The following is a 26,320-nucleotide window of genomic DNA, read 5'->3' on the forward strand; positions in this document are numbered from 1 at the left end:
TGTGAAAATAGCAAACCACAAGTCCATTCACAATCGAGATCGCAGACTTTAATATTGTATTTCTTTATCTTAGAGGGTGGGCAAAAGTGTCTGACACCACGCGCAAACTACTTTATATAGACAAAAAGGCTTTAATGTATGTCTATATGTAGGGGTGAAACGGTGTCTGACACTTGTTTTGTCTGTAGTTGCGTTAAATCGCTCGCAACTATATATAGTTTGATATGGCTCATTTTAGGTAATTATGAAATTCACTCAGATGCGATAAAAGAAAAATTCTTGACAATTTGTTCATTTCCATGTGAAATAAACTTATGAGTAGTAAAAGCTCCTAGGTAGATTGTTTAAAGGTGGGAAAAATGAATGAAATATAAACGCGAAGAAACGTTTCGTTATGAATTTACTGAAGAATTTAAATGCCTTTTCAAAATTATAAATATAGATGGAGTTAAGCATGATAGTAGTACTAGCGAAGGATTAATTCTTGACCTAAGCCCTAGTGGATTAAAGCTTTTCTCACCGTTAGATATACCTTCTGAAAAAAACATCATATTTCAGATTGAATTCACTTTAAATAAAAATACAATTAAGCTACCTGCATTAATTATTTGGAAGAAAGACGTTGGAAACGGATTTCATTATGGACTTCAGCATCAAAGTACAGATGAAGATACACGTTTATTAATTGATGAATTAAAATTGTATGCCAAAAATAATATATTGGAGAAACCATAGGCGAGCTTTCTCACTGCTAAATATTATTAAAAATTAATAAAAAAGACTATTTAAAAGCTCCAATGGGGGAACTTTTGAATAGTCTTTTTTGTGATAGTAAAATGTAGAGTAAATATTCTTTACCGATTTGTAGTTGCCTAGTTTGGCTATTTAATTAATTGATAGCCAATTACTTTAAAGCCGTGTCCTTTTAAAAAGCGGATACTTAAATTTTTTAAAACTGGATCGGAAGCCACAACGACAATTTCCCCTTTTGCAATTTGATTGTGATGTCGTTTCAAATAAGCGTAAGGAAGGTTATATGCTCCTTGAACTGGCTTATGTGATGCATCTTGATAATCTCTAACATCTACAACGACAACATTCTTTTCACTAGCATTATGGCAAAAATCCTCCAAACTAGGTACTTGCCATACAGGAAAATGTCTTTGATATAAATAAAACATGATAACTACTATAATAGTAAATATGAAAATATACATCGCTCTCACCTTATTGTTTAGCGTATTGTGTCATAAAGACTATTATAGTAAATTCTTATCCTTTCGCCAAGAGAAATGTTTAAATTGAATATACTTTTTTCTATAAATATTATTGGTCGAGTTTCTATTTTTTAGTGCTAAGTACCATTTGCTCGACGACTTCAGTTAAGCTTCTTTAACTTTTCACGGTTTCTTGTTCCGGTTTTGATCGATCAGCGTTGATGAAGTACGTTTGGACGATTCCAAACACACCCCCAACTACCCAATAAAGAGATAAAGCCGATGGAAAGTTGATCGCAAAAAATAAAATCATCAAAGGCATGATATTATTTAAAACCGCTAACTGATTATTTGCGCTAGATTGTACTGCCGAAACTTTCATTTGAATAAACGTAGTTACCGCAGCTAATACCGGTAATATATAAAATGGATCAGGTGCACCTAAGTCAAACCAAAGAAACGAATGCCGTGCTATTTCCTCCGTTCTCATAATTGCGTAATAAAATGCAAGCAATATCGGCATTTGAATTAAAACAGGAAGGCAACCACTACTTATCGGGTTAACTCCTTCTGCTTGAAACAAATTAATCATTTCTTCTTGCAACTTTTTTTGTGTTTTTTCATCTTTATCACTATACTTCTCTTTTAATTCATTTATTTTTGGTTGAAGCTGTTGCATCGCTTTCATATTTTTTGTCTGTTTTATCATTACTGGTAATAACATAACTCTTATCAAGATAGTAACTAATATGATTGAAAACCCGTAACTATCTCCAAATATAAGAGCAGTTTTCATTAATAGCCATGAAAACGGATATACGAGAAAATGGTTAAAGAAACCTGGGCTCTCAGCAGTAATTGGTGTCGTATTCATACTACAACCTGTTAAGAAAATGACAAAAATAATGAAAATAAAATTGCAAACCCTTTTTTTACGAAAAAACCGGCGGAGAGTATCCTCCATATTTCATTTCCTCCTCAAATGCATCACAAAATTAATATTACATCATTGCAAGTTAACGAAAGGTAGCTACATAAAAAAACGAGATGAAAAACACTGCACAAATCCCTAATATAAACAAGCTACCATTCACCCATTTTGTTGTTGCTTTAGACTTACCACTATAAAGAGCTACAACAATATAGATAACTACGGCGATTAACATTAAAAGAATTGCATCTGTAATTGGCCCAAAAACGTTTAACTCAATATTCGTTTTTCGATAAATATCAATATTTACTAGTAAAGCCACAATCCAAGCAATAAAAAGAAATCCAGCAATACTCATTGAGACTTTTCTCATTTTTGCACCTACCTTCTTGAATGTCATACTTAGTATTTTTTCCAACATCTTCAATTCCATACAAGAACATTGAAATTTACATAAAAATTCGATGTTTTCTTTCCATGTTTCTAACTTATACCTTTCCAACTATCAAAGTTTTTCCATAAAAAACCCTCATAACTGATCGCCTTCATTATCTGATATGGAAAAAGGCGAATGATTTCCTTCTCTTCGCTGTGAAGCTACTGACCTCAATCACATCATGTCACACTTCCTAGCATAGGCATCGTGCGGCTTTGCGACGAGTAACCGCAGGAGCATATTATCGCGAATCTCAGAGGCTCACTCAAGAAATCATCCGGACATTCTACATACAAAAAGCCAAATGACACATCTATTGGTCATTTGGCTCTTTTATAAAATTTTTTCAAAGGATTTTTTTAAAAAATATCTTTACTTTTTAAACAAGTAAAACTGTTTTCGAGAACAACCCCTATTTTATTATTTATGAAAATGTGATTTTTACTTTTGTACCTTCGTTTTCTTTAGAAGCAAAGGTTAGTTTAGCATTGTGTTTTCTTGTTTCATTCCTCGTTTTCCAACTTTCCATACAAAAAAAGCTTATAGAAACAAATTATTGCTTCCATAAGCTCATCTGAGTGAATTTCATAATTCCTAAATCAAGCCATATAGTTACTTAATGGCGATAATATTAATTATGAAATTCATTAATCTACTTTTGTGTTATTAGCTTTTGTACCGTCGGCCTGTTTTCTTTTCAGTAATTCCTATACTTAACTCATCAAGACATTCTTGAATGGCTACTGTTTTCGATTCTAAATCTTCTAATATTGAATTAATCTCAGCTAGACGCCCTTGCTTCATTAGTTCTATCGCCTCTTGTGATAACATTACGATATCATTATGCAACTTTTCAGCTGTCGAAAAGACGGATTGTGAGTGAATAAGCGGATCCTTTTTCATCGTATTAAACCACGTAACTAAACGACTCTCCTCGTGTAGAGAAATATCTCCGGAGCTTAAATCATGAAATTCTATCATCGTATTATATATCCACCATTTCCAAGTCTCGTATTCGGTTTTCATTACTCTTAATAAATTTTCTCCGTTAAGACGTGGAATCGATTTTAAAACTTCTTTTCTTAGTTCATTTACATTAAAACTTGCATCATAGATGTTACTGCCCGTTTCCACAGTTACCGTTTTTATTTCATCGACATGGTTTAATACTTCGTTAATTCTCGAGGTGATGTCTTGTGTTGCTGCACTTTGCTCTTCGGCAATAGCGGCAATATTAGAGGTTGCTCCACCGACGTCTTCAATTCTTGTAATTATTTGATCAAGAACATCGATGGCATCTCTTGTTTTATCGACTCTTTCTGAAAGCTGTCTAGACATACGATCTGAATTGTTATCCACTTCTTTCGCCTCATCCTGAATCGTTTGAATCGTTGAAGTAATCTTTTGTACAGATGTATTCGTTTGTTCGGATAATTTACGAACTTCATTTGCTACAACGGCAAACCCTTTGCCATGTTCGCCAGCTCGGGCTGCTTCAATAGAAGCATTTAATGCCAACAAGTTCGTTTGTTCAGATACATCACGAATAAACGAAACAACCGTCGTCACGTTTTGAATTTCTTTTAAAAGACTGTTAATTTTACCTTTTGTTTCAGAAAAATCTTCGGTCATCGAAAGAAAACCGTTTAATGATTCTTCGATGACTTTTTGACCATTATTAGCTTGGCGTATTGTTTCTTCGGCATTCTCTGACACATTAATCGCATTCGTTGCGACTTCTTCAACCGAAATCGCAAGTTCGTCTGCAGCAGCTGCGACAGCTTCTGCTTCATTGACAGTTAGATCAACAACAGCTAATAAATCCTTCATTTTATTAATCTTCGTAATAAGCTCAACAACAGAACTTATATTTGATACAACTTTAAAATCATTTCCTTCTTGATAAGACTCAAGGACAATTTGTGAATCTAACGTAATAAACTTTAATAAACTTAATAAAATGTCAGCTAATCTTTCTGGTTGCCCACCAAACTCTTTAACGATACTTGGCACTAGATACTCATAAACTCGGATATATGATCCAGTATAAAATTCAGGTGTTAACCGGATTTTACTATGAATATCTCCGATTTTCACACGACTAGCTATGTAATCTTCATCGATTTTAGCTTTTGGAATTGATTTTAAATACTCGACAAAAGTTTTGGATAACCTCTGTTTTGTACTGTGTTGATCAATAATGTTTTGTAAATTTGCAAACTTTTCGATCATACCGTAATGTCTTTCTGTGATATCGTGACAATATTTATCGATAATTGAATCAATTTTTTTCACATTGTCAAGATCACTACTCGTAAGTTGTAAATAAGTTAATTTATTTTCCATCCGTTCAGTTGATTTTATATCTGTTTTTTCGATTGAAGATATTTTCTTATCAACATCAATTTTTTTTGTAAAAAACAATGACGTTCCTCCCCTTGAACTAATTAAATTTAGTTATCTTTATTCCCCACTTACTTTCATTTTATCTTTCTAAATGAATCTTTCAAGTTATATATTACTTTCTCCCTAATAAAAATAAAAAAGTTCTTTATTTTATCATATTTATTTCACACTGTTTTCAATAATAGTTTGAATGATTAGTTCTAGAAATTGTAATATTTTTTTCACACCATTGTCAGATATCAATTCTTATTTCACTATTAAATTGCTTTAAACTAAAGATAAGCAAAAATTGCATGGGAGGTTTTTAATATGCAAATCAAACTACTAGTGACGACATGTATAAATTGTAAAATATTTGAAAAACGCTTACTCGAAGCGATTGAAACAAAAGGCATCTATGCAAATATTGAACGAATTGACTACCTTCCAGACGTATTGAAATTTGGAGTAGTTTATACTCCTGCACTTGTTGTAAATGGACAGGTTGTATCAAGCGGAAAGCTATTATCAACTGAGGATATTTGCCGACTCATACATTAAGTTGATTTTAAAAGATTACCTAGATTAATGAATTTCATAATTCAATATTATCGCCATTAAGTAACTATATGGCTCATTTGAGGTGATTATGAAATTCACTCAGATAAATTATGTTTTTCATTATTATAAATGGGAATGATACATATAGAACTTCCAACACGTTTTTTCATCTGCGGTCAATGTTAATTAAGCCAATTATTCGAAAAAGCCTTTAAAGAGGAGGTAACCTTATGGAAACAACAAATTTTAATTCCCGTGATATTGAATCTGCCACTTATGATGACATTACTCACCAGTTATATATTCGTTTCACGAATGGCGATTATTACGTTTATTATGATGTAATGCCGGTTGATTATGTAGGTTTTCTATCCGCTGATGACCATAGTAAGTACGTAAAAGATCGACTAACAATTAAATATGATAAACGTAAACTTCATTGATATGCTTGAGGTTAATCAAGAAAAGGTATTTTATTCGTAAACACCAGACGAATAAAATACCTTTTTGATTGCTCAGCTTCTGTTGTATTAAAATTGGTTTTTTGGAAACAACAAACATGACTTTTACATTTTAATATGGTAAAGCTACAACTTCATGCGGGTTATGTATAAAAAAGAAATGCTCGGTTGATTTTATTGAGTGAGCCTCTAAAATTCGTCAGAAGTTTACAGCGAAGCGAGAGAAATCGACCGAGATTTTGCATAGTAGATTGTGAAGGACCGTCAAGAGGGTTTTGTATGGAAAAGTTTTTTTATAACAACAGTGAAAATTGATTGATTACTGTATAGAAAACGATTTATACTAAGTTAGGAGAGAAAAATTTTAAATGAAAAAGAGGGATTTATAATGATTATTGGTGTACCTAAAGAGATAAAAAACAATGAAAATCGTGTTGCTATTACACCTGCTGGAGTTATGTCATTTATTAAGTCAGGTCATGAAGTTTTTATTGAGACAAACGCCGGTATTGGAAGCGGTTTCACTGATGAAGCGTTTGTAGAAGCTGGAGCGAAAATTTTAGATAGCGCTGCAGAGGTTTGGGATAAAGCGGAAATGGTCATGAAAGTAAAAGAACCACTCTCTTCTGAGTATGATCATTTTAGAGAAGGATTAATTTTATTTACATATTTACACTTAGCAGCTGAGCCTGAGCTTGCAAAAGCATTAACAAGCAAAGGCGTTATTGCGATCGCTTATGAAACAGTAGAAGTTAATCGCACACTGCCGTTACTTACTCCAATGAGTGAAGTAGCCGGTCGTATGGCTTCTCAAATCGGGGCACAGTTCTTACAAAAAAACAACGGCGGAAAAGGAATTTTATTAGGTGGTATCCCTGGCGTTAAACGTGGAAAAGTAACTGTAATTGGTGGCGGTGTCGTCGGCACCAATGCTGCTAAAATTGCAATGGGACTTGGCGCTGACGTAACAATTATTGACTTAAGTCCGGAACGTTTGCGTCAACTAGACGATATTTTTGGAAACGACATTCAAACATTAATGTCTAACCCATTAAATATTGCTCAAGCTGTAGCAGAATCAGATTTAGTCATTGGTGCAGTATTAATTCCTGGTGCAAAAGCTCCAAAACTCGTTACTGAAGAAATGATTAAGACGATGTCTCCTGGGTCAGTAGTTGTTGACGTTGCAATTGACCAAGGTGGTATTTTCGAAACAGTTGATCGCATTACAACACATAGTGATCCAACATATGACAAACACGGTGTTGTTCATTACGCTGTTGCCAATATGCCTGGTGCAGTTCCACGTACATCGACAATTGGGTTAACAAATGTAACGATTCCTTATGCACTACAGATTGCTAATAAAGGCGTATATAACGCTGTTATAGAAAATAAATCATTAGAGCTTGGAGTCAATGTTGCAAACGGCTCTATCACTTATGACGTGATCGCAAAAGACTTAGGGTACGATTACGTACCTGTTTCAGAAGCATTACATCATAGAATTTAGTTAGAAACGCATTTGTTTAAACAAATATAAGTTGGATTGAAAAAGGAACAGGCTCAAAATGGAGTTTGTTCCTTTTTTGTTGGTGTTTTGTGCAAGTACTTTCACCATCTTGAATAAAAATGTCTGTCACTTTTCATACAAAACACGCATGACGATTTAACCGTCACCATCTAATATATTTTAAAAGCAATCGCCTAAACTGCTGACAATTAATAAATTATCATGTTTAAATTCTGGTTTAAGGGGATCGATATAAATCGCTTTCATACCCTTTTGCAAGGCTGGCGCAATTTCATTAATAAAATTGTCCCCGACTGAAACAACTTGCTCTGGCTTTACTTCGTATTGCTCTACTAGCTTCTCAAAAATTTCATCGGTTTTCGATGGTTTTTTTGCCGAAGTGACAATGTGTTCAAAAATCCCGTCTAAGTTTAATTCCTTCAATAGCCTACCGACATCATCAATGTCGCTATTTGTTACAAGAACGATTTTTTTATTTTCTTTTAATTTGGCTAGTCCTTCACTTACCCCAGGAATTGGCTCTAATTTAAACGCTTCTGTCACCATATATTCTTTTGTTTCCACATAGCGAGGGTAACAATTTCCAACTCCGTGATGTTTAGCCGCTGCAAATGGCAACCACCAACCGTCACCTATGGCGATCATATTGTCAAAGTCAAATTTTAATTTCTCATGGTAAAGTTCCTCACGTTTTTCATCAGGCCAAACATCTCCGCCCCAATTTTGAACTTTTACGACGCTTAACGTTATTGGGTCTAATGTTAATATCGCATCTTGTTTTACATCATAAGCTTTTCCAATTTTGACAGGATGATCTCCTGCTTTCATCTTTTCGTAGTCAGCAAGAAACGCTTGTTTATTTTCTTCTGGTACATCTATTAAAAGCCGATTTGCATAATAATCAAAATGATCAGTTCCTTCATATAATGTTCCATCTAAATCAAATACAAATAATTCACCAGTTTTAAACATATGCTCCATTATGTACTGCCACTTCCTTTCTCTATGTATAAAAGAGTAGTATATCTTCTTTAAGAAAACAAGTAATTACACTATAGATAGAATTTTCCCACAACTTGTGATGATTTCTATACAAAACGTCCATGACGGTAACCGTCACCAAAGCTACTGACCTCAATTACATCATGAGATACATCTTAGAATTTACTTCTTGCAGCTTTGCGACGAGTAACCGCAGGAGTACCTTCCAACGAATCTCAGAGGCTCGTTCACGAAATCAGGTGCCGTCACATACAAAAAAAGGATCAACCATTATTGGCTAATCCTTTTTTATTTTATATTATATGCTTTACAGATATACAGCGCTGTTTATTTTCTTGTAAAATTCGCTCGTTTAATTGTGCTTTGTGAGCACGTTCAACTTCCGCAACAGAAAATTTCCGCTTTGAAATGGTTATGGTAAAAATAAATAAATGAACTACCATACCAAGACCTCCCTTCATAATTTCACATCATTAGGTTAAGCCTTTCACCTTTTTGTACCAAGATAATACTGGAAAACAAATCATCATCGTCATTATCAAAACCCCCTATTCATTTATTTATTAATAAATTACATTCTACCTAAATAGTTCCATACATGTTGATCCATTTGTTTTGATTTTAACTCATTGAATTGCGCTTCTAACTGATTAATATGATTGGCTTTGTTAATCTCAGCTTTTGAATATTGACGTTTAGAAACAGTGATTGTAAAAGCGAATAAATTGAATAGCATATGTTCTCACCTCCCTTGCAAAATTTAATTATATTAATGAACAGTCTAAATATGACTGACATTTCCTTTTTTCTTTCTACTCTTAGTTTAAGGTAAATAAATCCAATTTCATACAGACGCAGGATGGATGGGATTTTTATCGGTCTTAAGACTGAATATAACAAGAAAAGCGCAAGCGCCTTGGTCAGCAATGTATATTCGGTCGATTAACATGAAAAAACCACAAGGAAACTTCCCTGTGGCGAAAAACACATAAAAATATTGAAAAAGTATTCATACAGCACAAAATAAACTGCACATGCTATATAAAAAGCCACAGGTCGTTACGGACCTGTGGCTTTATAATTAGATTTAAAACTGTCTAATAAAATCTACGCTTCAGATACCGAACGAAATAAATATTTAGTTTTGTTATTTTGAATTGAGATTGTAAAAATCATTTCGTTCAGCTCCTTTCAGTTAATTTTATCTTTCATAGGAAATTATATCCAATAACTAGTTAATTGTAAACACAAATTTGAATTATTTTTATCTTTTCATAAATTGTTCACATTTTGCAAACAGCGATCATGGCGGTATCCGTCACCATCTGGAAAAGGCGGGTGCTTTCCCTCACTTCACCTTGATCTTCAAACGAATCTCAGACGTTCGTTCGCAAAAGCACCCGCCTTTTTACATACAAAATCGCAAAATTTCCTAAATCGCACGATAGGAAAATGTATACTGTGACCCATTTTTTTAAAACGATCCATTTTATTGAAAGTCAGATTTTGAAACTGAGTTTCGTCTCAAGAAAGTTAACTTTTTTATGGTCTCACGAACTTGAGTTTCTACCGCATCATCGAATGTAATGGTTTTTAAGCCTTCTTTGCCTGCCCTCATAAAAAACAGTGACATTTCGCTGGCTTTTTCACCGTAAACTTTTTCAAATGCTAATTTATACAAATAAAGTTGAGGGGTATAGTAGGTTACTAATTGATCATAATTGACTGCTTTATTTGTCTTTAAATCAATTAAATGATACTGTCCGTCTTTTTCAACGATTTTATCTATCTCGCCGATCACTATAGCTCCTTCAATTTCAACTGAAAACGCCCACTCATTGGCAACGGTTTTACCGATGTTTAGTTGCGTAAGCTGCTCATATTTTTCTACTAAATGATCCAACTCTCTTTCATACTTATGTTTGTTCAACTCGTCATCGATGATTGCTAATGCTTCTTCTTTCGCTTCATCTAACGGAAACCCATTATCGAGAAGTTCACAAGCTCGGTGAACGATTGTCCCGACCGTTGCTCCTGATAGAAGATGCTCTGAATTTTCAAAGCGGTCTTTCTCATCGTTTTCTTCTTGATCTTCCAACCAACCGTCTTCAACTTTTACAATATATTTATAGTAGTACTTCAACGGATCATTCATATATGCCATAATTTCTGAAACAGAAAAGGTAACTGGGATGTTATTGTGTTCGACAATGGTTGGTGGAGAATATAACTCGCCCTCTTCAATCCACTCATTTTGCTCCGGAATCGAACAATTCTCGTTAATATAATGATTTAATTGACCACTTTGCTCACTTGCTGTTAAAAGCATATCGTACCAGGAATTTTTTGAACGTTTATCGACCGTTGAAAGAACGAGATAATCTTTCGCCCTTGTTGTCGCCACATAAAATAACCTTTTTGCTTCTTCTACGGCTTGATCTTTCGCTACTTGTTTAATTCGTTCAAATGAGGGTGAAGATTTTTTGTCAGTTTTCAACGGATCGTTCTCTTTTTCTTTATTATATTGGACAGCAAGACGAACATCTTTGTCAAAACGAATACTTCCTGAATCACCTTTTTGTGCTTTCGCTAAGTCCGGTAAAAAAACTATCGGAAACTCTAAGCCTTTTGATGCGTGAACCGTCATAATATGAACCATATTTCCTTCAGCTAACTCTACTTCAGCTTCTCCTTCTTTGTCAGATAAAGCAGCTAATTGTTTTACTTGTTCAAGTAGTTCATCTAAGGATGCCGTTTGAAATTGAGCCAATACTTCAATTAGTTTCTCGACATTTTTCACTTGTTGCAAATTATTTCTTTGTAACAACAGTTGTTTTTTTAGTCCTGACTGTTCAAATAGATGCTGTAAATATTCACTTTTAGAAGCTTGTGGAACGTACGGGACCCAACGGTCGTAAAATTGTTTTAACTTAGTTAAGGCACCTCGAAGTTCGTCATCTATGTTTTCGTCATTTACAAATACACCTTCATAAATATAACTAGCTAAACTCACTTCTTCATCGAGACAATCATCAATCGCTAAAAAGCCTTCAATTGAAACTCCGAATAACGGACTTCTTAGTAACGATAAAATATAAAGAGATTCCCACGGACGGTTCACCCATTTTAAAAGATTCAACATGTCGCGAACTTCTTGTTTTTCGTAAAAGCCAATTCCACCGTAAACAACATAAGGAACCGCTTTATCTTTTAAAGCTTTTTCTAGCTTCGTTAGTTTCGACCTTGTTTGAATTAAAATCGCAAAGTCACTCCAAGTTGGGGCACGCCAAATTTCCTCATCACTATGTTTATCTGAAACAATCGGTTGTTGTTCTTTCATTAAACCAATCATACGATTCACAATCACTTCATACTCTGACTGATGCTCTTGTTCTTGTTGTTGTCCTTGCTCTTGTTCTTGTTCCTCATCTACTTCTGGCTCTGGGGGCACTGTAATCATTTCAACGCGACACTGTTGTTCATTTGGACCATTGCGATGACTATTAATGTTTGAATATGAAATTTTATAAGAAGGACCACTACTCGATTCGTCACTGCCCATAATTTCATTAAATGCAAAGTTAACAAATTGAATAATACTATCACAAGTTCGATAGTTTGTACTCATATTTATAAATTCTCCGGTTAGCTCTTGCTTAGATCGTTCAACTAGCTCCTTCATTAAGCTAACATCTGCGCCACGAAAGCGATAAATCGATTGCTTTCCATCACCAACGACAAACTGATATTGCGGTTTAATATATGTCAACATGTTCATTTGTAGTTGATTTGTATCTTGAAATTCATCGACCATCATATGTCGATATTTTTTTCGACAATCATTTTGAACTTCAGGTCGTTCTAATAAACTAATCGCTCTTTGTTGTAAATCGGAAAAATCCATCGCCGCCCGTTCTCTTTTTACCTGGTCATACTTTTCATGAAAGACAGCTAGCATATGAACAAAAAGTTTGATTATTTGTTTCAATTCTTCGATTTCTTCAGGAGATGGACCCGTTAAAGTTTTCCAAGTTTCTTTTAACGGCTTAAACAACTGTTCATAAAGCTCATAAAGTGGTGGGTTACTTTCTTGCCAGCTATTTGATATTCTTTTTGGCATCGACTCCTTTAACTCTTCGTACAAACTAGTCGGATTTTCAAAAGAGTTATCAGATATAAAAGAGAAATGATCGACAATTTTCTTTTGTGCTTTTTGACTATCATCCAATTCCATGACATATGGACGTGCCGATTGATAAAACTGGTAAAGTACTTCTTTTTGAGATTGTTCGATGGCTTTTAATTGCATTTCGATAATCGTCTCACAGTCAAAAAATTGTTCAACTGATGAAACGGAAGTAATGATTTCTTTCATTTGCCCATAAACAGTTTTGATCGATTCTTTTAATTGATCACGAGTATAATAACGATACAAAGGATGCCACTCGCGATGATATTCTGGTGAGTCAAACATCCCCTCAAAAATATCTATCTGCATTAACTTCGCTTGAACGTCATCTAGCACTTGAAAACTCGGAGGGATGTCCGCTTCAAAAGCATATTCATGTAATAATTTATGACAAAAGCTATGAAAGGTTGTAATTAAGGCTGAATCTAATGCTTCCTTTTGCTCCTGCCAAAACTTCACGGCAATTTCTTGATCTTTTTTGGCGTATAGTGTTTCAACGTTATTCCGAATTTCTTCAACACGGCCACGAATTCGATCTTTCATCTCACGAGCCGCTTTTTCAGTGAACGTAATCGCTACGATCTCTTCTACTGCTGCTCCAATCGTTGTAGTTGCTTCTTTTTGAAGATATTGTTGTAATTTTTTTTCACACAAATAAACGTAACGCTCTGTTAATACACGAGTCTTCCCTGAACCGGCACCAGCAGAGATAACAACTAATGGTTTTTCACTATATATCGCCGCTTCTTGCTCTTTATTAAAATTCATTTCCACTCCCCCTCTCCTTGTTCGATCTGTTCTTGTGTTACCCGACACACTGATTTATACACACAGTTATTCATGCATTTAAGTGGTTTTACCGAAAAGTCGTTGCTACTTCCTTCCCAAAGATCTTTTAACCGTTTTTTCAGCTCGTATTTAGCGAGCAGTGCTTCAGCTTCTAGTGTTTCTTCTTTCGTCGCGCTCGAATGTATACCAAATGCATTTTTCGATCCGAAATGTTCTTCGCGCCAAACACTGTTCCCGGCTCGTTTTGCAGGCTCACGTAATGAAATATAAGAGGCGCCGTGGGCAGTAATATCAGTAGGCATCTCAGCAAAAAGGTTTGATAAATCAATTTCGTAGTGTCCGTTTTCTAAACGGTTTTGCATCGCAACTAAATAAAGTGGTAATTGTAACTTCAAGCCTGGTCGAACTTCTTTTTGAAAGTTTAAAGAAGCAAAACCAGATTTATAGTCATAGATGACAAAACCGTGCTCGTCTATATCGATGCGATCAATTTTTCCAGACAATGTTACAGTTGTGTCTTCATCAATTTTAATGTCAAGCTCAACTTTCTCTTCTAAACGAAATAAATGCATTTCTTTGAGTTTGCGATTTTCCCAAAAATGCTTTCTCTCAGCAAACCACCACTTTTTAAGCTTTTTCAACCATTCTTCTTTTTCAATCGAAAGTTGTAGCTTCGAAAAATCTAAGTGATTGGCTTCAACTTTTGCCCATTCTTCTTCAAAAATATCGATTAATATCGATTCCGCAGTTTCTTTCAGCTCTTCTGTGAAAGTTGCAAAAGGTTTCCCGACTAAGTTTTGCTGTTTATAAAACTTTTCGATGATCGTATGGAGCATTGAACCAACATCACGAAAGTCCAAATTCGTTTGTTTTTCCGTTGGTTCTTTCACATTTAAAACTCGCTCAAGTGCATACTTAAATGGACAAGCCGCATAACTCTCCAACATCGTTACTGGGAATCTATCTTTCCTTAATTTCTCTTCCCAAGTTGTTGAAACAAATTCTTCACCTTTTTCGAGTTTTTTAATAACTTTTGCTATCCTTTTTAGATGATCAGGAAAATGTTGTACATCCTTACCAATTCCGTGATGATAGGCGATTTTTTCTTCATATTCCTGTAAAGACGCACTTGTTTTCGATGCAAAACGTTCCGTTGCGCTATACTTTCGCATTTCAATTATCGGCTTCCATTGTTCTAAGTAAACGGAAGGAAGTAATGGATTATGAGGATCGACGCCAACTACATAAGAAAAAGACAAATGACTTGCTACACTAAATAGTTGCATGAAAAATGCATCATCTTTTTCTCGGAAAAGCCGCCTTGACGGGCTAGCAAACGGAATCGGTAAATTATTCAAATCACTTTCTTGGAAATATCCACTTAACTTATGCCCTTTCGGAAACTTACCTTCATTCATTCCTAAAACATATAATGACGCTCCTTGAAATAAGGCGACATCTCGAAATGAATGAAGTGCAATACCGTTGACCGGTTCCCTCTCTATGTATAAACTTGATGACTCGAGTCCTTCATACAACCACTCAACGAAAATGTGATAGTGAACGTTCAAATCATCGAGTCCTTGGTTTTCTAACATTGTTATCTTTGTCGTCATAAAAGAATTAAATTGCTCATAAGCCTTCCATTCTAAGCGAATTTGCTGTAACTTTTCTGTATTTGTTTCTACCGCGAATCTCTCTTTCCAAATGGCTGTGAAATAGTTCGTTTCTAAAAGCTCTTGCAGTGATTTTAAATAATCGACTAAGCTTGCTTTTTTCGGAACAGACTTTCGATAAGTAATCATTTCTTCTACTTTTTCGGTACATTCATCAGGCAAGGCACCTGTTTCAATATACGCTTTTTTAAAATTCATATAGTCAACACTTTCTAAAAATTGTAACCGAAGTAAGGTATCAATTAAATCAATTCGGTCCCAACGGTTTAAAAATCTTCCGTTATGCTTCAATAATGATTGATAAATGAATTGAAAAAAGAGCGTGTCTTTTAATCGCTTTTTTTGTGGTAGCTTTAAAGGAATGTTTTTATCATTGGCCGTCTTTTTAAGTTTTTCTAAATATGACCGTTCATCAACGATTAAAATTCCTACTTCTGAAAATGGTACTTGGTGATTATTTATGACGATTTCTTCTAATACTCCGTTAATTTCCTCATCGATCGTTGTTGCAGACTTTAGTTCAATGTGAGGTTTTTCAGTGTCAGGTTCAACGGTAACGGCATCACTCATGATCGTAAAACCTAACTTCTTTAACTCATTTTCTGTTTCTGTAACGATCATTACACCTTTTATTTGTGGGAGATATATAGTAATGTCAAACCCAAGCGATACGAAGTAAGAGATGACCATATATTGCAATGTACTAAAATCTAAATATCCATCAATGACAATTCCACCAAGTTCAATATCTTCAAGGTTCGTTAAAGAAACAGCTTCATGGATACGGTTTTCCGGGTCAAGAAGACGTCGTATTTTTACCCAATTCAATTCATATTCTTTGAAAACTGCTTCCATTTGCTGAAAATGGGCTGGGAGTTCATCTACTTTTAAACCCATCCGTTTTAGCTGTCCGTATGTTTCAGCGTATGCTTTCGCCTTATGACGAAGTTCCTCCGCATTTTGTAAAAATCGATTTTGCTCATTTGACATGAGCTCTTGAAAAAACAATGTTCTCTCACTTTCAGAAGCTGGAAAATAATTGATATTTGCTTTCTTTAAAATCAAATCGGCTAAATCATCAAATGTCTTAAAAGCGATCCCCGCTTTTCGTTTCCTAGCCGCTTGTAAGTATTTATTTGAAGGTAATATGTAATAAACTGGCTTACCGATATCTTTTTGCTTTTGAAAACAGTCGTTTAATCTATCAACATTTGCTACGGCTTGCAGTGGTGATGGTTTTACAATGAGCATTCAATCACTCCTTAGTTATACTTAAGTCAATTATACTAGAATTATCCATATAACGAAATAGCAAAAGGGAATATATGTTCTATTAATTATACCATTATCTCGTTTACAATCAAGATAAGTTGTAAAAGGAGGGCAATTTCCTTCTCTTCGCTGTATAACTCTATCCAACAAAAAAAGACCTTCAAACATAGGAAGATCTTTGTAGACTTCAAACTAATTATCAAGATCAATTTTTAACCCCTTACTAGCTAATAGCACTTCTCCAGTAAAAATTGACCTCGCTTCATCTACCAATTGCTTTTGATCACCGAAATGAGGCAAATGAGTAAGCATTAATGTTTTCACATTTGCTTCTTTGGCAATGGTTGCCGCATCAATACTATTCATATGACCGTACGGTTTTCCGTCTTGACCACTATAAAAGCTTGTTTCGCAAATAAATACATCAGCATCTTTTGCAAATTGATGAAACTCTTTCATATAGCTACTATCGGCAGTATAGACAAGCACCTTTCCGCCAACTTCAAAGCGCATCGCAAAACACTTAACTTTATGATCAGTTTCCATAAATGTAATTCGAAACGGGCCAACACTTGAATAATTGTTCTCATTATAAATAAATGACAGAACATGTGGGGGTTTTGCTAATTTCTGAAATTCAGCTTGGTCATAAGGATGCCCGTAAATATGAAGTGACTGCTCTGTCTTTTTTAATTGTTGATCGATCAGGCGACTGTATTGCAAACAACCAATATCTGCAATATGATCATGGTGGTAATGCGAAATAATTACCGCATCAATTTCTGCCAAACTGCAATAATTTTGCAATTGCGATAACGCACCACTACCACAATCAACTAACAATGTAAAACCTTCGTGCTCTAATAAATAACATGAAGTTGCCTCATTCGCTTCAGGGTAGGCACCCCACTGACCAACTACCGTTAGTTTCAAAAAAATCACTCCTTTTTATAAGGGTTTAAGTTGTTGTCAGAAGGGTCACAACCTATCTACAACTACTCCTCTACCCTATTCCACGTTTTTCCGTCAGTACTATTTCTCGTTATTTTATCATCTTTATTTCTTTTGCGAAATGCTTGTTTATCTAGTTCTCCTGGGATAACACCGAATTCTGTATCTGTGACGTCTTGAATAATCGCTGGATTATCCGTTTCTTTTAAAATTGAATTAATTTGCTTTTTTAATAAATCTTTGTACGATTTTTTCATAAATATGTCCTCCTTCTTTAATTTCCTTTCATTTTTATTTTCAATAAACTTTACGCAACTTATTCATGCTAAGGAGAATATTAACGTTAAAGTAGCAAATTATAACCTATAGATAATTCGCCAAAAGGAGAATTGATGATGGAGAATAAAATTGAAGTTAAAAATTTAACGAAAATTTTCGGGTCCAACCCGAAAGAAGGCTTAAAACGCTTAAAAGAAGGGCAAAGTAAAGAAAAAATCCTTGATGAAACAGGCTTAACAGTCGGTGTAAATCAAGCGAGTTTTAAAATCGAAGAAGGCGAATTTTTTGTCATTATGGGGTTATCAGGAAGTGGTAAATCAACATTAATTCGCTTAATTAATCGCTTAATTGAACCAACTGCTGGTGAAATTTTAATCGACGGGCAAAATATAACGACGATGAATAAAACTGAACTAATGAATACTCGCCGAAAAAAGTTAGGCATGGTATTCCAAAAGTTCGCTCTTTTTCCTCATCGTACAGTTACTACTAATGTTGAATATGGTTTAGAAATTCAAGATGTTCCAAAAGAGGATCGCAACAAAAGAGCATTAAAGTCTATTGTAGATGTTGGTTTGAAAGGGTATGAAGACAGCTATCCTGATGAGTTGAGTGGTGGGATGCAACAGAGAGTTGGACTAGCTCGAGCCTTGGCTAATGATACCGATATTTTACTAATGGATGAGGCTTTTAGCGCACTAGATCCACTTATTAGAAAAGAAATGCAAGATGAATTATTAACCTTACAAAGTAAATTAGGAAAAACGATAATATTTATTACACATGACCTTGATGAGGCCCTTAAATTAGGCGATCGAATTGCGATTATGAAAAACGGACATATTGTCCAAATTGGTACTCCAGAAGAAATCTTAGAAAATCCAGCGAACCAATATGTTTCAAGCTTTGTTGAGGATGTTGATCGTTCGAAAGTATTAGTAGCATCAAACATTATGAAAAAACCTGATGTTATCACAACTTGGAAAGAAGGCGCAAGAGCTGCAATTAAAAAAATGGAAGATGCAGGCCTATCAAGTATTTTTGTTGTTGATAAACAGAAAAACCTAAAAGGATTATTAACGATCGATGATGCGATTAAAGCCTATAAAAATAATTCTTGGGTAGAAGATGTACTCATCCATGACTACCATACAACATCACCGGATACACCGTTAAATGATTTGATTCAAATTGCTACAGAAACAAAGTACCCAATCGCTGTGGTAGAAGACGAAAAACTTAAAGGAATTATCGTTCGAGTGTCAATCTTATCCGGATTAACTTTCGGTAAAGTCAAGGAAGAGGTGACTGACTAATGAATTACTTCCATCTACCTTTAGAAGAATGGACGAATCGTTTTGTTAATGAATGGTTAATCCCTGTATTAGGTGGGTTCTTTGACTCGATTAGTAATATTGTTGGAACATTTATTTCTTGGGTTACAAACTTATTACTGTTTCTCCCAGCTGAGCTTATGGCATTAATATTAATTTTTTTAGCTTGGCGCTACGCAGGAGTTGGGATTGCTGTTTTCACTTTTATTGGATCACTATTTTTAGGCTCTGTTGAACTATGGGATGCTGCAATGCAAACTTTAGCCATCGTTATTGTAGCAACACTTTTTTCCATCGTCATCGGAATTCCAATTGGGATATGGAGTGCGAAGTCCCCGATTGTAAATAGTATAGTAAGGCCTATATTAGATTTTATGCAAACATTACCAAGCTTTGTTTATTTAATTCCAGCGATTTTATTGTTTGGTTTAGGCGGTGTACCAGCTGTAATTTCAACGTTTGTATTCGCGACCCCCCCTGCAGTTAGGATGACAACATTAGGAATAAAACAAGTGCCTACGGATGTCGTGGAAGCTGCTCGAGCATTCGGATCAACGTATTGGCAAATGCTCACAAAAGTACAATTACCAATGGCAATACCAACAATTATGGCCGGTATTAACCAAACGATCATGTTAGCTCTTTCGATGGCTGTTATTGCTTCAATGATCGGTGCACCAGGTTTAGGTTCTGTCGTGTTAGCTGGTATTTCAAGGGTCAATGTCGGTTTAGGTTTAACAGGTGGTTTAGGTATTGTTGTACTAGCCATTGTTTTAGATAGAATTACACAAGGTATTGGTGAAAAAACGAAGTAGTTAGTTTAAAAAAACGCCTATTGTTGAAAAATAATTTTGTAAGATTATCGTAAATCATGAAAGACTTAAATTTAGGTATCAACATTTATTTTTAAGAAAAAACGAGGAGGATTTAATTATGAAACAGTTGAAATGTATGTTGCTCACGTTTGTTGCATTTTTATTAATCGTTGGTTGTGCACCAGCAGAAACACCAGAGGAAACACCTGGAGACGATACAGCACCTGCTGAAGATGTAGGAGATCAATCAATTACTTTTGGAGTAACACCTTGGACAAGTACAATACCACCTACAACGATTGCAATGTTAATCCTTGAAGACATGGGATATGAAGTTAACCAAATCGAAGCAGATGCTGGTGGGGTTTATACAGGGTTATCTCGTGGAGATATTGATGCTTTTATGGATGCATGGTTACCGGATATGCACGAAAGTTATATGGAACAGTTTGGAGATAACATTGATAGTACCTCGGTAAGTTACCCTGATGGTGAATTAGGTTGGGTAATTCCTACTTATGTAGAAGAGGTTAATTCTATTGAAGATCTTAAAGGAAATGAAGATCTTTTTGACGGTGAGATATACGGCATTGAAGAAGGCGCCGGCATGACGTTAACATCTAGAGAAATGATCGAAGAATTTGATTTAGATTTAGACTATGTAGCTTCAAGTGAAGGTGGTATGCTTGCACAAGCGGCTAGAAACATTGGTGGGGATAGACCAGTATTATTCCTTGGGTGGAGACCACATCCAATGTTCGTTGACTATGACTTAAAAGTGTTAGAAGGTCAGGAAGAACATTTTGCAACTTCAGAAGTTCACGTTTTAACAAATATTGAATTTCAAGAACGTGTTCCAGAAGCATATGAATTTTTAAGTAATTGGAGCATTGATGTTGGAGACATTGAGCAAATGATCGTTGAAATTGATGACGGACGCTCTGCAGAAGAAGTTGCTCGCGAATGGATTGATAACAACCAAGATAAAGTTGCTGAAATGAAAGGTGAATAGCTGATTCTGAGGTAACTGTAAATAAAGTTGTGTTTAGCGCCCGGTTATGTTGTTGCATAGCCGGGTTTTTAGTTGTAGTGTAGGGGTTGAGCGCTTCATTATGCACGTATTTTACAGTTAATTCCTTTTTCGTGCATATTGAGCGTCTCAATGTGTACGTATTTTACAGTTAGTTCCTTTTTGTGCATATTGAACGCCTCACGCGCACGTTTTTTACAGTTTTATGCATGTTGAACACCTCAATACGCACCAATTTTACAGTTAATTCCTTTTCCGTGAGCATTGAGCGCTTCATTGTGCATGAATTTTACAGTTAGTTCCTTTTTCATACGCATTGAACACTTCATTAATACACGCTTTTTATATTTACAATATCAAAAAAGCCCTAACCAATTGGTTAGGACTTTTTTTAGCTATTAAGCTTCTTGTGCTACTGGGTATACACTTACTTGCTTTCTGTCACGACCAACGCGCTCAAACTTAACAACGCCGTCTACTTTAGCGAATAAAGTGTCGTCTCCACCTTTACCTACGTTTACACCTGGGTAAATACGTGTACCACGTTGACGAACTAAGATTGATCCGCCAGTTACAGCTTGACCGTCAGCACGTTTCGTACCAAGACGCTTCGAGATTGAGTCACGACCGTTCTTTGTACTACCTACCCCTTTTTTCGATGCGAAAAATTGAAGGTTCATTTTTAACATGAGAATTCACCTCCTAGGTTTCCCTAATTTTAATATGTTTACCGTACTGTTCACTAATTGAAGTAAGTGAGACAACCATTGCTTCTAAAAGAAGCTGCACTTTCTCATAAGTTTGCACGTTCAAATCGGTTGGAACTGTGCAGCGGAGAAAGCCACCGTCGTCTTCCATATCTACTTCTAGTTGAACATTACATAATTTATCGATTGCATTGACTGCTCCGAAAGAAACGGCTGAAACACCTGCACAAACAATATCTTGTCCATGCGGACCAGCTTCGGCATGGCCTTTCATTTCAAACGACGCAATTTTGTTGTCTAACTCGCGAACAACTTTTACCGTAATCATGCCGATACCTTATGCGTTGATCTTTTCGATAACAACTTTAGTGTAAGGTTGACGATGACCTTGCTTACGACGGTAGTTTTTCTTTGCTTTGTACTTGTATACTAACATTTTCTTAGCGCGACCAACTTTTTCTACTTTCGCAGTAACAGTTGCTCCTTCTACGAATGGAGCTCCTACCTTTACAGCGTCGCCACCAACCATTAATACGTTGTCAAAGCTTACCGTTTCACCAACTTCAGCATCTAACTTTTCAATATAGATCTCTTGACCTTCTTGAACTTTAACTTGCTTACCACCAGTTTCAATAATTGCGTACATTAACGTGCACCTCCTTATAATACTCAGACTCGCCACTAAAGGTGCTTTTGCCTAGGCAAAATCTTAAAACCCATTTGTGAGCGGTTATAGCTCTTTGGAGGTTATCCAAATAACTAACAAAAAATATCATACCATAAGCAAGGATGGGGAGTCAATAATGTTTTAGTTTTGAGTGTTGAGTTTTGAATTTTGAGTTGTGCGTTGTGTTGGTTTTGCTTCGTAGCTTTGCTTTCAATTAACTCAACACTCTTCACTCTTCACTCAAAACTCTAAATCCTCGAGCACTTCGGTAGCTTCGCTCACACAATTTTTAATTTTGAATTGTAAATTTTAAATTCTAGATTTAACTTCCTCCTCGCTCCCTATAAAGCGGATCGCAAAGTCGTTTTGGTTGAGCCAGGGATTGGCTTTGACGAAAATTTGATAGTGAAGAGTCTCTTGCAAACGATTGATATGTACGTCTTTCTCCCCTTTTAAAATAGGGGCGACACTTGGAGGTACTTCAACGAGAAGTGCTTCACTATCCATTCCTTTATATTCCCACAGTGCACGTTCTATTTTATGAGCAACAGCTTCGTTTGAAAGAACTTTTCCTTTTCCAATACAGGTTGGACATGTAGTTGAAACGCTATCTTGTAAATTTTGACGGGCTTTTTTTCGAGTCATCTCTAATAAACCTAATCCTGTAAATCCTAAAACATTTGTTTTTGTACGATCGTTCCTTAATGCTTTATGAAAGGATGCTAGGACTGTTTGTTTATCTTTATCTTGCTTCATATCAATAAAGTCTATTACGATAATTCCGCCTATATCTCTCAATCGCAATTGTTTGGCGATTTCTTTCGCTGCTTCGATATTTGTTTTTACAATCGTATCATGTAAATCTTGCTTTCCAGTGAACTTCCCAGTATTAACATCAATAACCGTTAACGCTTCTGTTTGATCAATGACTAAATACGCACCGGTTTTCAACCAAACTTGACGACGGAGCGCTTTATCAAGCTCTGCTTCGATATTATAATGTGAGAAAACCCCTTCACGTTGCTGATAAAAATTTAGCTTTTTTAACAAACTCGGATACGGCTTAAATAACTCTTTTAAAAGCATGTAGTCTTTCATAGAGTCAATAATAATTTCATCAACATCTTCAAAATTAAAATCTCTAACGACTTTCTCGATGATCGAACTGTCTTCATGAATGAGGACTGGAGGTTTTAAATTTTTTCCTTCTTTCCAGACGTCTTCCCATAGCTTTCGTAAAAAATGTAATTCTTGAGCGACTTTTTCTTCGGTTAACTCTTCGGTCGCTGTACGAATGATCATTCCTTCGTCATCTTGGCATAAAGATAATCCGATTTTTCGCCACTGCTCACGTACATCTTCTGTTTGCATACGCTTTGAGACACCGACGTAACCACCGTTAGGCATGTATACCATATATTTACCTGGGAATGAAACGACTTCCGTAAGTCTCGGCCCTTTTTTACCAAATCCCTCTTTCGTTACTTGAACTAAAATTTCCTGTCCTACAGTGACAAATTCCGAAATAGAACGCTCTTTTTTCAGCTCATCTTCTTCATCTAGTTGTTGAAAGCTGACAAGTTCATCTCGATATAAAAAACCATTCTTCTCTTGTCCAATATCAACAAACGCTGCTTGCATTCCCGGCAAAACGTTAACTACTTTTCCTTTATAAACATTTCCAACAATTTTATTAACCTCAGGTCGTTCAATAAAAAATTCTACTACCTTTTTATTTTCGAGAATTGCTAGTCTTCGTTCATTTGTTAGCATATTAAAAATAAATGTTTTCAATTTTGTACCCCTTTTTTAATAAAAATGCAAGCACCCGCCTTTATACTTTATCCTTAGTAAGCAAGAAAAGCGCAAGCGCCTTGGTCAGCCCTGAAAAGCGGTGGAGAGCCAGCGACGATTTATCTCCTCTTGATTTATCATCTTCGATTAGATAAATATCGATGGATCGAAGCGCTCGAAGGGCTACCAAGCTGCTCCTGCGCCACTACGTTTGCTCGTCGCAAGGCAGCAAAGAAGTTTATTCAAGAAGTTGCCTCGCTGAAGCTAGACACCTTTCGTGTTAGGATGTTATCAACAAATCATTTGTATTTATAATTTCCTAGACGATTAAAAAGACTAACCGTTAGGCTAGCCTTTGAATATTTTAAAATTATATCATTTTTCCGCCTAAACACCAAAAGATCGTCATGGTGGTGATAGTTTAGCGATCGGTTCGGTTGCTTTTTTTTGTTCAAAAAACGCCTTCAAAACTACTTTTTCTTGAATAATTCTTTTAGGAGCCACCGATGGGTCCTTTAAAATCACTTTATGCCTTACTCCTCGTCGAAAACATTTTAACACTTGTTGAACAGTTAATTTTTCAGAAACAAACACTGGAACTGTTTCAATAAAAGGTTCAGCCTGTCGATAATACCTTTCCATTAAAAAACGCATATACGCAAAGCTACGTTTGCGCCAATCAAAATAATGAGTAAAAAATATAAAGGAAAGAACGATCCACAGATTTAAATGAAATGGAAACAAGTACATACTTGTCAATGTAAAAATACATAGTAATATGAATGAAGTCTTCAATGTAACTTCTAAACTTTTTTGAAAAGGCATTTTTATTGAATAAAATAAATATAATAACTTTCCGCCATCTAAAGGCCAGATAGGTAATAAGTTAAAAGTAAGCACCATTAAATTATGCATTATAAACATTTGATGATCAGCGACTGTCCAAAATTGATAAGGAAGTAATAAAAAGGAAAGACCTATTAACCACACGTGCTGTAATGGTCCTGCAATAATGACGATAAACTCCTCTTTTAAAGGACGATTTCCATATTCTTCAACTTCGGCAACTCCACCAAATGGCAAAAGCTCTATTTTACGTATTCGCCATTTAAAGTATTGAGCAGCCACACTATGTCCAAGTTCATGTATCAATACGATGCTAAACATCATAATTATTTCTTTAAAGTGACCAGTGATTACGCCTGCCCCGATGACAAACCAAAATAAAGGATTAATTTTTATTTTTTTCACTAATTCTAGCACGCTAATCAAAGGAGATCACTTCAAGAGGATTAATAAATGTTTCACCTTCTTTTAACGCAAAATAATAGTAACCTTTGTTTTCTTGTATCGATGCAGTTCCAATCGTACTTCCTGCTTCAACGTAATCATATAAACTCACTTCAACATTGTCTAACATTGCATACCACGCCTCTCCTCCGTCATGATGTGCAATAATTACCGTCTTACCTAAATTCTCTTCTTCGGCAACAAACCTTACCATTCCACCTTTAGCCGCTTCGACATTGGAGTTAGAAGTCGTCTCAACAATCACTCCTTTTCCATCTTGTTCAAAGCTTCTTGCAATTGTACCCGTTGCAGGAACTGCATAAGCTACATTAATATTCTCATTTTCATAATCATCCAATGCGATATTTGTATTAGTCGGTAACAGAGCTAACGGCTGTCCAAATTGGTCTTCATACCAAACAGCTACAGTATCAAATTGAAACTCTTTTTCAAATGAATTTTGAACAAATTGCCTCGCTCCTTCAAACTGTGGCGCACCTGTTTTAAACATGATTCCAACGACAAGAAATAAACAAATAGCCACTAAAGTTTGCATAATAAAAACATCTTTACGGAAAAGCTTTTCTTCTGGCTGCACACTCCCTTTTGCATCTGTAGGAAAATAATAGTCAGGCTCGTCTCTAAATTCGCTATGACTAGGATAATACTGAGGTTGAGACCGTTCCTTCTTTTCTACCGTGTGATTAAACTTCTTCCTTCTTGCTTCAATTTTGCGACGAATTTTATCTAATCTGTCCGCCATCTATTTCATCCCCTTTTTAAGTGTAGAGTTTTAGTTTTAGTTTTAGTTTTGAATTTTGAGTGTTGAGTTTTAAGTTTGTGTGGGTAGATTCGTAGAGGTTAATTTACAATTTACAATGTAAAATTTACAATTGTTTAAGCTTCTCGAGGGACCTTTTTGTAATTTATAATGTAAAATGTAAAATTTACAATTTAAAATTCGTTTAACTGGTTGAGGAAGTTTTAATTATTCACTATG

Annotated in this window: 24 protein-coding genes and 1 other annotated feature; of the genes, 7 read left to right on the forward strand and 17 right to left on the reverse strand. The window is 35.4% G+C overall.

Translation table 11 applies throughout. The features are described 5' to 3' along the window. Positions 1-363: 363 nt before the first annotated feature. Positions 364-735 (forward strand): PilZ domain-containing protein, encoded by a 372-nt coding sequence (locus BKP35_RS14150; RefSeq protein ID WP_071314006.1) that lies wholly within the window; start codon positions 364-366, stop codon positions 733-735. Positions 736-881: 146 nt separating this feature from the next. On the opposite strand, the gene BKP35_RS14155 is transcribed toward BKP35_RS14150, so the two are convergent. The 4 genes from BKP35_RS14155 to BKP35_RS14170 all read right to left on the reverse strand — a co-directional run bounded on the left by BKP35_RS14155 (position 882) and on the right by BKP35_RS14170 (position 5,008). Beyond that, complete coding sequence (locus BKP35_RS14155) at positions 882-1,217, reverse strand: rhodanese-like domain-containing protein (protein ID WP_084031670.1); 336 nt, start codon at positions 1,215-1,217, stop codon at positions 882-884. Positions 1,218-1,392: 175 nt separating this feature from the next. Next, entirely contained in the window at positions 1,393-2,181 is a 789-nt protein-coding gene (gene yidC, locus BKP35_RS14160) for a membrane protein insertase YidC (protein ID WP_084031671.1), read from the reverse strand. Between the two features lie 52 nt (positions 2,182-2,233). Further along, positions 2,234-2,548 carry a hypothetical protein gene (locus BKP35_RS14165; RefSeq protein ID WP_169819235.1) on the reverse strand — a complete coding sequence of 105 codons (315 nt, stop codon included), beginning with the start codon at positions 2,546-2,548 and terminating at the stop codon, positions 2,234-2,236. A gap of 702 nt (positions 2,549-3,250) precedes the next feature. Further along, the gene (locus BKP35_RS14170) at positions 3,251-5,008 is read right to left on the reverse strand and encodes a globin-coupled sensor protein (RefSeq protein ID WP_084031672.1); all 1,758 of its coding nucleotides are present in this window, start codon (positions 5,006-5,008) and stop codon (positions 3,251-3,253) included. 291 nt (positions 5,009-5,299) lie between these two features. On the opposite strand from BKP35_RS14170, the gene BKP35_RS14175 reads away from it, so the two are divergent. The 3 genes from BKP35_RS14175 (at position 5,300) to ald (ending at position 7,504) form a co-directional block, all read left to right on the forward strand. After that, positions 5,300-5,530: a thioredoxin family protein gene (locus tag BKP35_RS14175; RefSeq protein WP_071314008.1), complete on the forward strand. Its 231-nt coding sequence runs from the start codon at positions 5,300-5,302 to the stop codon at positions 5,528-5,530. 230 nt (positions 5,531-5,760) lie between these two features. Further along, complete coding sequence (locus tag BKP35_RS14180) at positions 5,761-5,973, forward strand: KTSC domain-containing protein (RefSeq protein ID WP_071314009.1); 213 nt, start codon at positions 5,761-5,763, stop codon at positions 5,971-5,973. Positions 5,974-6,379: 406 nt separating this feature from the next. Next, entirely contained in the window at positions 6,380-7,504 is a 1,125-nt protein-coding gene (gene ald / locus BKP35_RS14185) for an alanine dehydrogenase (RefSeq protein ID WP_071314010.1), read from the forward strand. Positions 7,505-7,684: 180 nt separating this feature from the next. Here ald and BKP35_RS14190 read toward each other — a convergent pair whose 3' ends face one another. From BKP35_RS14190 to BKP35_RS14210, 7 genes are all read right to left on the reverse strand, one after another. Beyond that, a complete protein-coding gene (locus BKP35_RS14190; RefSeq protein WP_071314011.1) occupies positions 7,685-8,506 on the reverse strand; it encodes an HAD family hydrolase in 822 nt (273 codons plus the stop codon). Positions 8,507-8,820: 314 nt separating this feature from the next. Then, positions 8,821-8,970 (reverse strand): YrzI family small protein, encoded by a 150-nt coding sequence (locus BKP35_RS19005; protein WP_169819236.1) that lies wholly within the window; start codon positions 8,968-8,970, stop codon positions 8,821-8,823. A gap of 128 nt (positions 8,971-9,098) precedes the next feature. Continuing rightward, positions 9,099-9,263, reverse strand: a complete 165-nt coding sequence (locus tag BKP35_RS19010; RefSeq protein ID WP_084031674.1) for a YrzI family small protein — start codon at positions 9,261-9,263, stop codon at positions 9,099-9,101. A gap of 753 nt (positions 9,264-10,016) precedes the next feature. Then, positions 10,017-13,484 carry a UvrD-helicase domain-containing protein gene (locus BKP35_RS14195; protein ID WP_071314012.1) on the reverse strand — a complete coding sequence of 1,156 codons (3,468 nt, stop codon included), beginning with the start codon at positions 13,482-13,484 and terminating at the stop codon, positions 10,017-10,019. After that, a complete protein-coding gene (locus BKP35_RS14200; protein WP_071314013.1) occupies positions 13,481-16,432 on the reverse strand; it encodes a PD-(D/E)XK nuclease family protein in 2,952 nt (983 codons plus the stop codon). The genes BKP35_RS14195 and BKP35_RS14200 overlap by 4 nt, the downstream gene beginning before the upstream one ends. Positions 16,433-16,645: 213 nt before the next feature. Beyond that, a complete protein-coding gene (locus BKP35_RS14205) occupies positions 16,646-17,386 on the reverse strand; it encodes an MBL fold metallo-hydrolase (RefSeq protein WP_071314014.1) in 741 nt (246 codons plus the stop codon). Between the two features lie 62 nt (positions 17,387-17,448). Beyond that, entirely contained in the window at positions 17,449-17,661 is a 213-nt protein-coding gene (locus BKP35_RS14210) for a hypothetical protein (RefSeq protein ID WP_071314015.1), read from the reverse strand. Between the two features lie 138 nt (positions 17,662-17,799). Here BKP35_RS14210 and BKP35_RS14215 point away from each other — a divergent pair, with 138 nt between their 5' ends. From BKP35_RS14215 to BKP35_RS14225, 3 genes are all read left to right on the forward strand, one after another. Beyond that, positions 17,800-18,999, forward strand: a complete 1,200-nt coding sequence (locus BKP35_RS14215; protein ID WP_071314016.1) for a quaternary amine ABC transporter ATP-binding protein — start codon at positions 17,800-17,802, stop codon at positions 18,997-18,999. Then, positions 18,999-19,832, forward strand: coding sequence for an ABC transporter permease (locus BKP35_RS14220; protein ID WP_071314017.1), 834 nt, complete (start codon positions 18,999-19,001; stop codon positions 19,830-19,832). Before BKP35_RS14215 ends, BKP35_RS14220 begins: the two co-directional genes overlap by 1 nt. 118 nt (positions 19,833-19,950) lie before the next feature. Next, on the forward strand, positions 19,951-20,844 hold the full coding sequence (locus BKP35_RS14225; protein WP_071314018.1) for a glycine betaine ABC transporter substrate-binding protein: 894 nt from the start codon (positions 19,951-19,953) through the stop codon (positions 20,842-20,844). A 416-nt stretch (positions 20,845-21,260) separates the two neighbouring features. Here BKP35_RS14225 and rpmA read toward each other — a convergent pair whose 3' ends face one another. The 6 genes from rpmA to BKP35_RS14255 form a co-directional block, all read right to left on the reverse strand. Then, positions 21,261-21,551 carry a 50S ribosomal protein L27 gene (gene rpmA, locus BKP35_RS14230; RefSeq protein ID WP_071314019.1) on the reverse strand — a complete coding sequence of 97 codons (291 nt, stop codon included), beginning with the start codon at positions 21,549-21,551 and terminating at the stop codon, positions 21,261-21,263. A gap of 13 nt (positions 21,552-21,564) precedes the next feature. Then, the gene (locus tag BKP35_RS14235) at positions 21,565-21,897 is read right to left on the reverse strand and encodes a ribosomal-processing cysteine protease Prp (RefSeq protein ID WP_071314020.1); all 333 of its coding nucleotides are present in this window, start codon (positions 21,895-21,897) and stop codon (positions 21,565-21,567) included. A gap of 9 nt (positions 21,898-21,906) precedes the next feature. Further along, positions 21,907-22,215 carry a 50S ribosomal protein L21 gene (gene rplU / locus BKP35_RS14240; RefSeq protein ID WP_071314021.1) on the reverse strand — a complete coding sequence of 103 codons (309 nt, stop codon included), beginning with the start codon at positions 22,213-22,215 and terminating at the stop codon, positions 21,907-21,909. 15 nt (positions 22,216-22,230) lie between these two features. Next, positions 22,231-22,311 (reverse strand) — a sequence feature (ribosomal protein L21 leader region). Between the two features lie 234 nt (positions 22,312-22,545). Beyond that, positions 22,546-24,030, reverse strand: a complete 1,485-nt coding sequence (locus tag BKP35_RS14245; protein ID WP_071314022.1) for an Rne/Rng family ribonuclease — start codon at positions 24,028-24,030, stop codon at positions 22,546-22,548. A gap of 405 nt (positions 24,031-24,435) precedes the next feature. Next, positions 24,436-25,293, reverse strand: coding sequence for a M50 family metallopeptidase (locus BKP35_RS14250; protein WP_245741978.1), 858 nt, complete (start codon positions 25,291-25,293; stop codon positions 24,436-24,438). A gap of 1 nt (position 25,294) precedes the next feature. Then, a complete protein-coding gene (locus BKP35_RS14255) occupies positions 25,295-26,083 on the reverse strand; it encodes a M23 family metallopeptidase (RefSeq protein WP_071314024.1) in 789 nt (262 codons plus the stop codon). Positions 26,084-26,320 lie beyond the last annotated feature (237 nt).

It is taken from the genome of Anaerobacillus arseniciselenatis, from assembly GCF_001865995.1.
Taxonomy (GTDB): Bacteria; Bacillota; Bacilli; order Bacillales; family Anaerobacillaceae; genus Anaerobacillus; species Anaerobacillus arseniciselenatis.

Bases quoted from the DNA above. Each gene is read 5' to 3' on its own strand.
- BKP35_RS14175 (WP_071314008.1), top strand. From the start codon at position 5,300: ATGCAAATCAAACTACTAGTGACGACATGTATAAATTGTAAAATATTT.
- BKP35_RS14195 (WP_071314012.1), bottom strand. From the start codon at position 13,484: ATGAATTTTAATAAAGAGCAAGAAGCGGCGATATATAGTGAAAAACCA.
- BKP35_RS14220 (WP_071314017.1), top strand. From the start codon at position 18,999: ATGAATTACTTCCATCTACCTTTAGAAGAATGGACGAATCGTTTTGTT.
- BKP35_RS14215 (WP_071314016.1), top strand. From the start codon at position 17,800: ATGGAGAATAAAATTGAAGTTAAAAATTTAACGAAAATTTTCGGGTCC.
- yidC (WP_084031671.1), bottom strand. From the start codon at position 2,181: ATGGAGGATACTCTCCGCCGGTTTTTTCGTAAAAAAAGGGTTTGCAAT.
- BKP35_RS14225 (WP_071314018.1), top strand. From the start codon at position 19,951: ATGAAACAGTTGAAATGTATGTTGCTCACGTTTGTTGCATTTTTATTA.
- BKP35_RS14255 (WP_071314024.1), bottom strand. From the start codon at position 26,083: ATGGCGGACAGATTAGATAAAATTCGTCGCAAAATTGAAGCAAGAAGG.
- ald (WP_071314010.1), top strand. From the start codon at position 6,380: ATGATTATTGGTGTACCTAAAGAGATAAAAAACAATGAAAATCGTGTT.
- BKP35_RS19005 (WP_169819236.1), bottom strand. From the start codon at position 8,970: ATGGTAGTTCATTTATTTATTTTTACCATAACCATTTCAAAGCGGAAA.
- BKP35_RS19010 (WP_084031674.1), bottom strand. From the start codon at position 9,263: ATGCTATTCAATTTATTCGCTTTTACAATCACTGTTTCTAAACGTCAA.
- BKP35_RS14190 (WP_071314011.1), bottom strand. From the start codon at position 8,506: ATGGAGCATATGTTTAAAACTGGTGAATTATTTGTATTTGATTTAGAT.
- rpmA (WP_071314019.1), bottom strand. From the start codon at position 21,551: ATGTTAAAAATGAACCTTCAATTTTTCGCATCGAAAAAAGGGGTAGGT.
- BKP35_RS14235 (WP_071314020.1), bottom strand. From the start codon at position 21,897: ATGATTACGGTAAAAGTTGTTCGCGAGTTAGACAACAAAATTGCGTCG.
- BKP35_RS14210 (WP_071314015.1), bottom strand. From the start codon at position 17,661: ATGAAAAAATCGTACAAAGATTTATTAAAAAAGCAAATTAATTCAATT.
- BKP35_RS14180 (WP_071314009.1), top strand. From the start codon at position 5,761: ATGGAAACAACAAATTTTAATTCCCGTGATATTGAATCTGCCACTTAT.
- BKP35_RS14150 (WP_071314006.1), top strand. From the start codon at position 364: ATGAAATATAAACGCGAAGAAACGTTTCGTTATGAATTTACTGAAGAA.
- rplU (WP_071314021.1), bottom strand. From the start codon at position 22,215: ATGTACGCAATTATTGAAACTGGTGGTAAGCAAGTTAAAGTTCAAGAA.
- BKP35_RS14165 (WP_169819235.1), bottom strand. From the start codon at position 2,548: ATGACATTCAAGAAGGTAGGTGCAAAAATGAGAAAAGTCTCAATGAGT.
- BKP35_RS14200 (WP_071314013.1), bottom strand. From the start codon at position 16,432: ATGCTCATTGTAAAACCATCACCACTGCAAGCCGTAGCAAATGTTGAT.
- BKP35_RS14155 (WP_084031670.1), bottom strand. From the start codon at position 1,217: ATGTATATTTTCATATTTACTATTATAGTAGTTATCATGTTTTATTTA.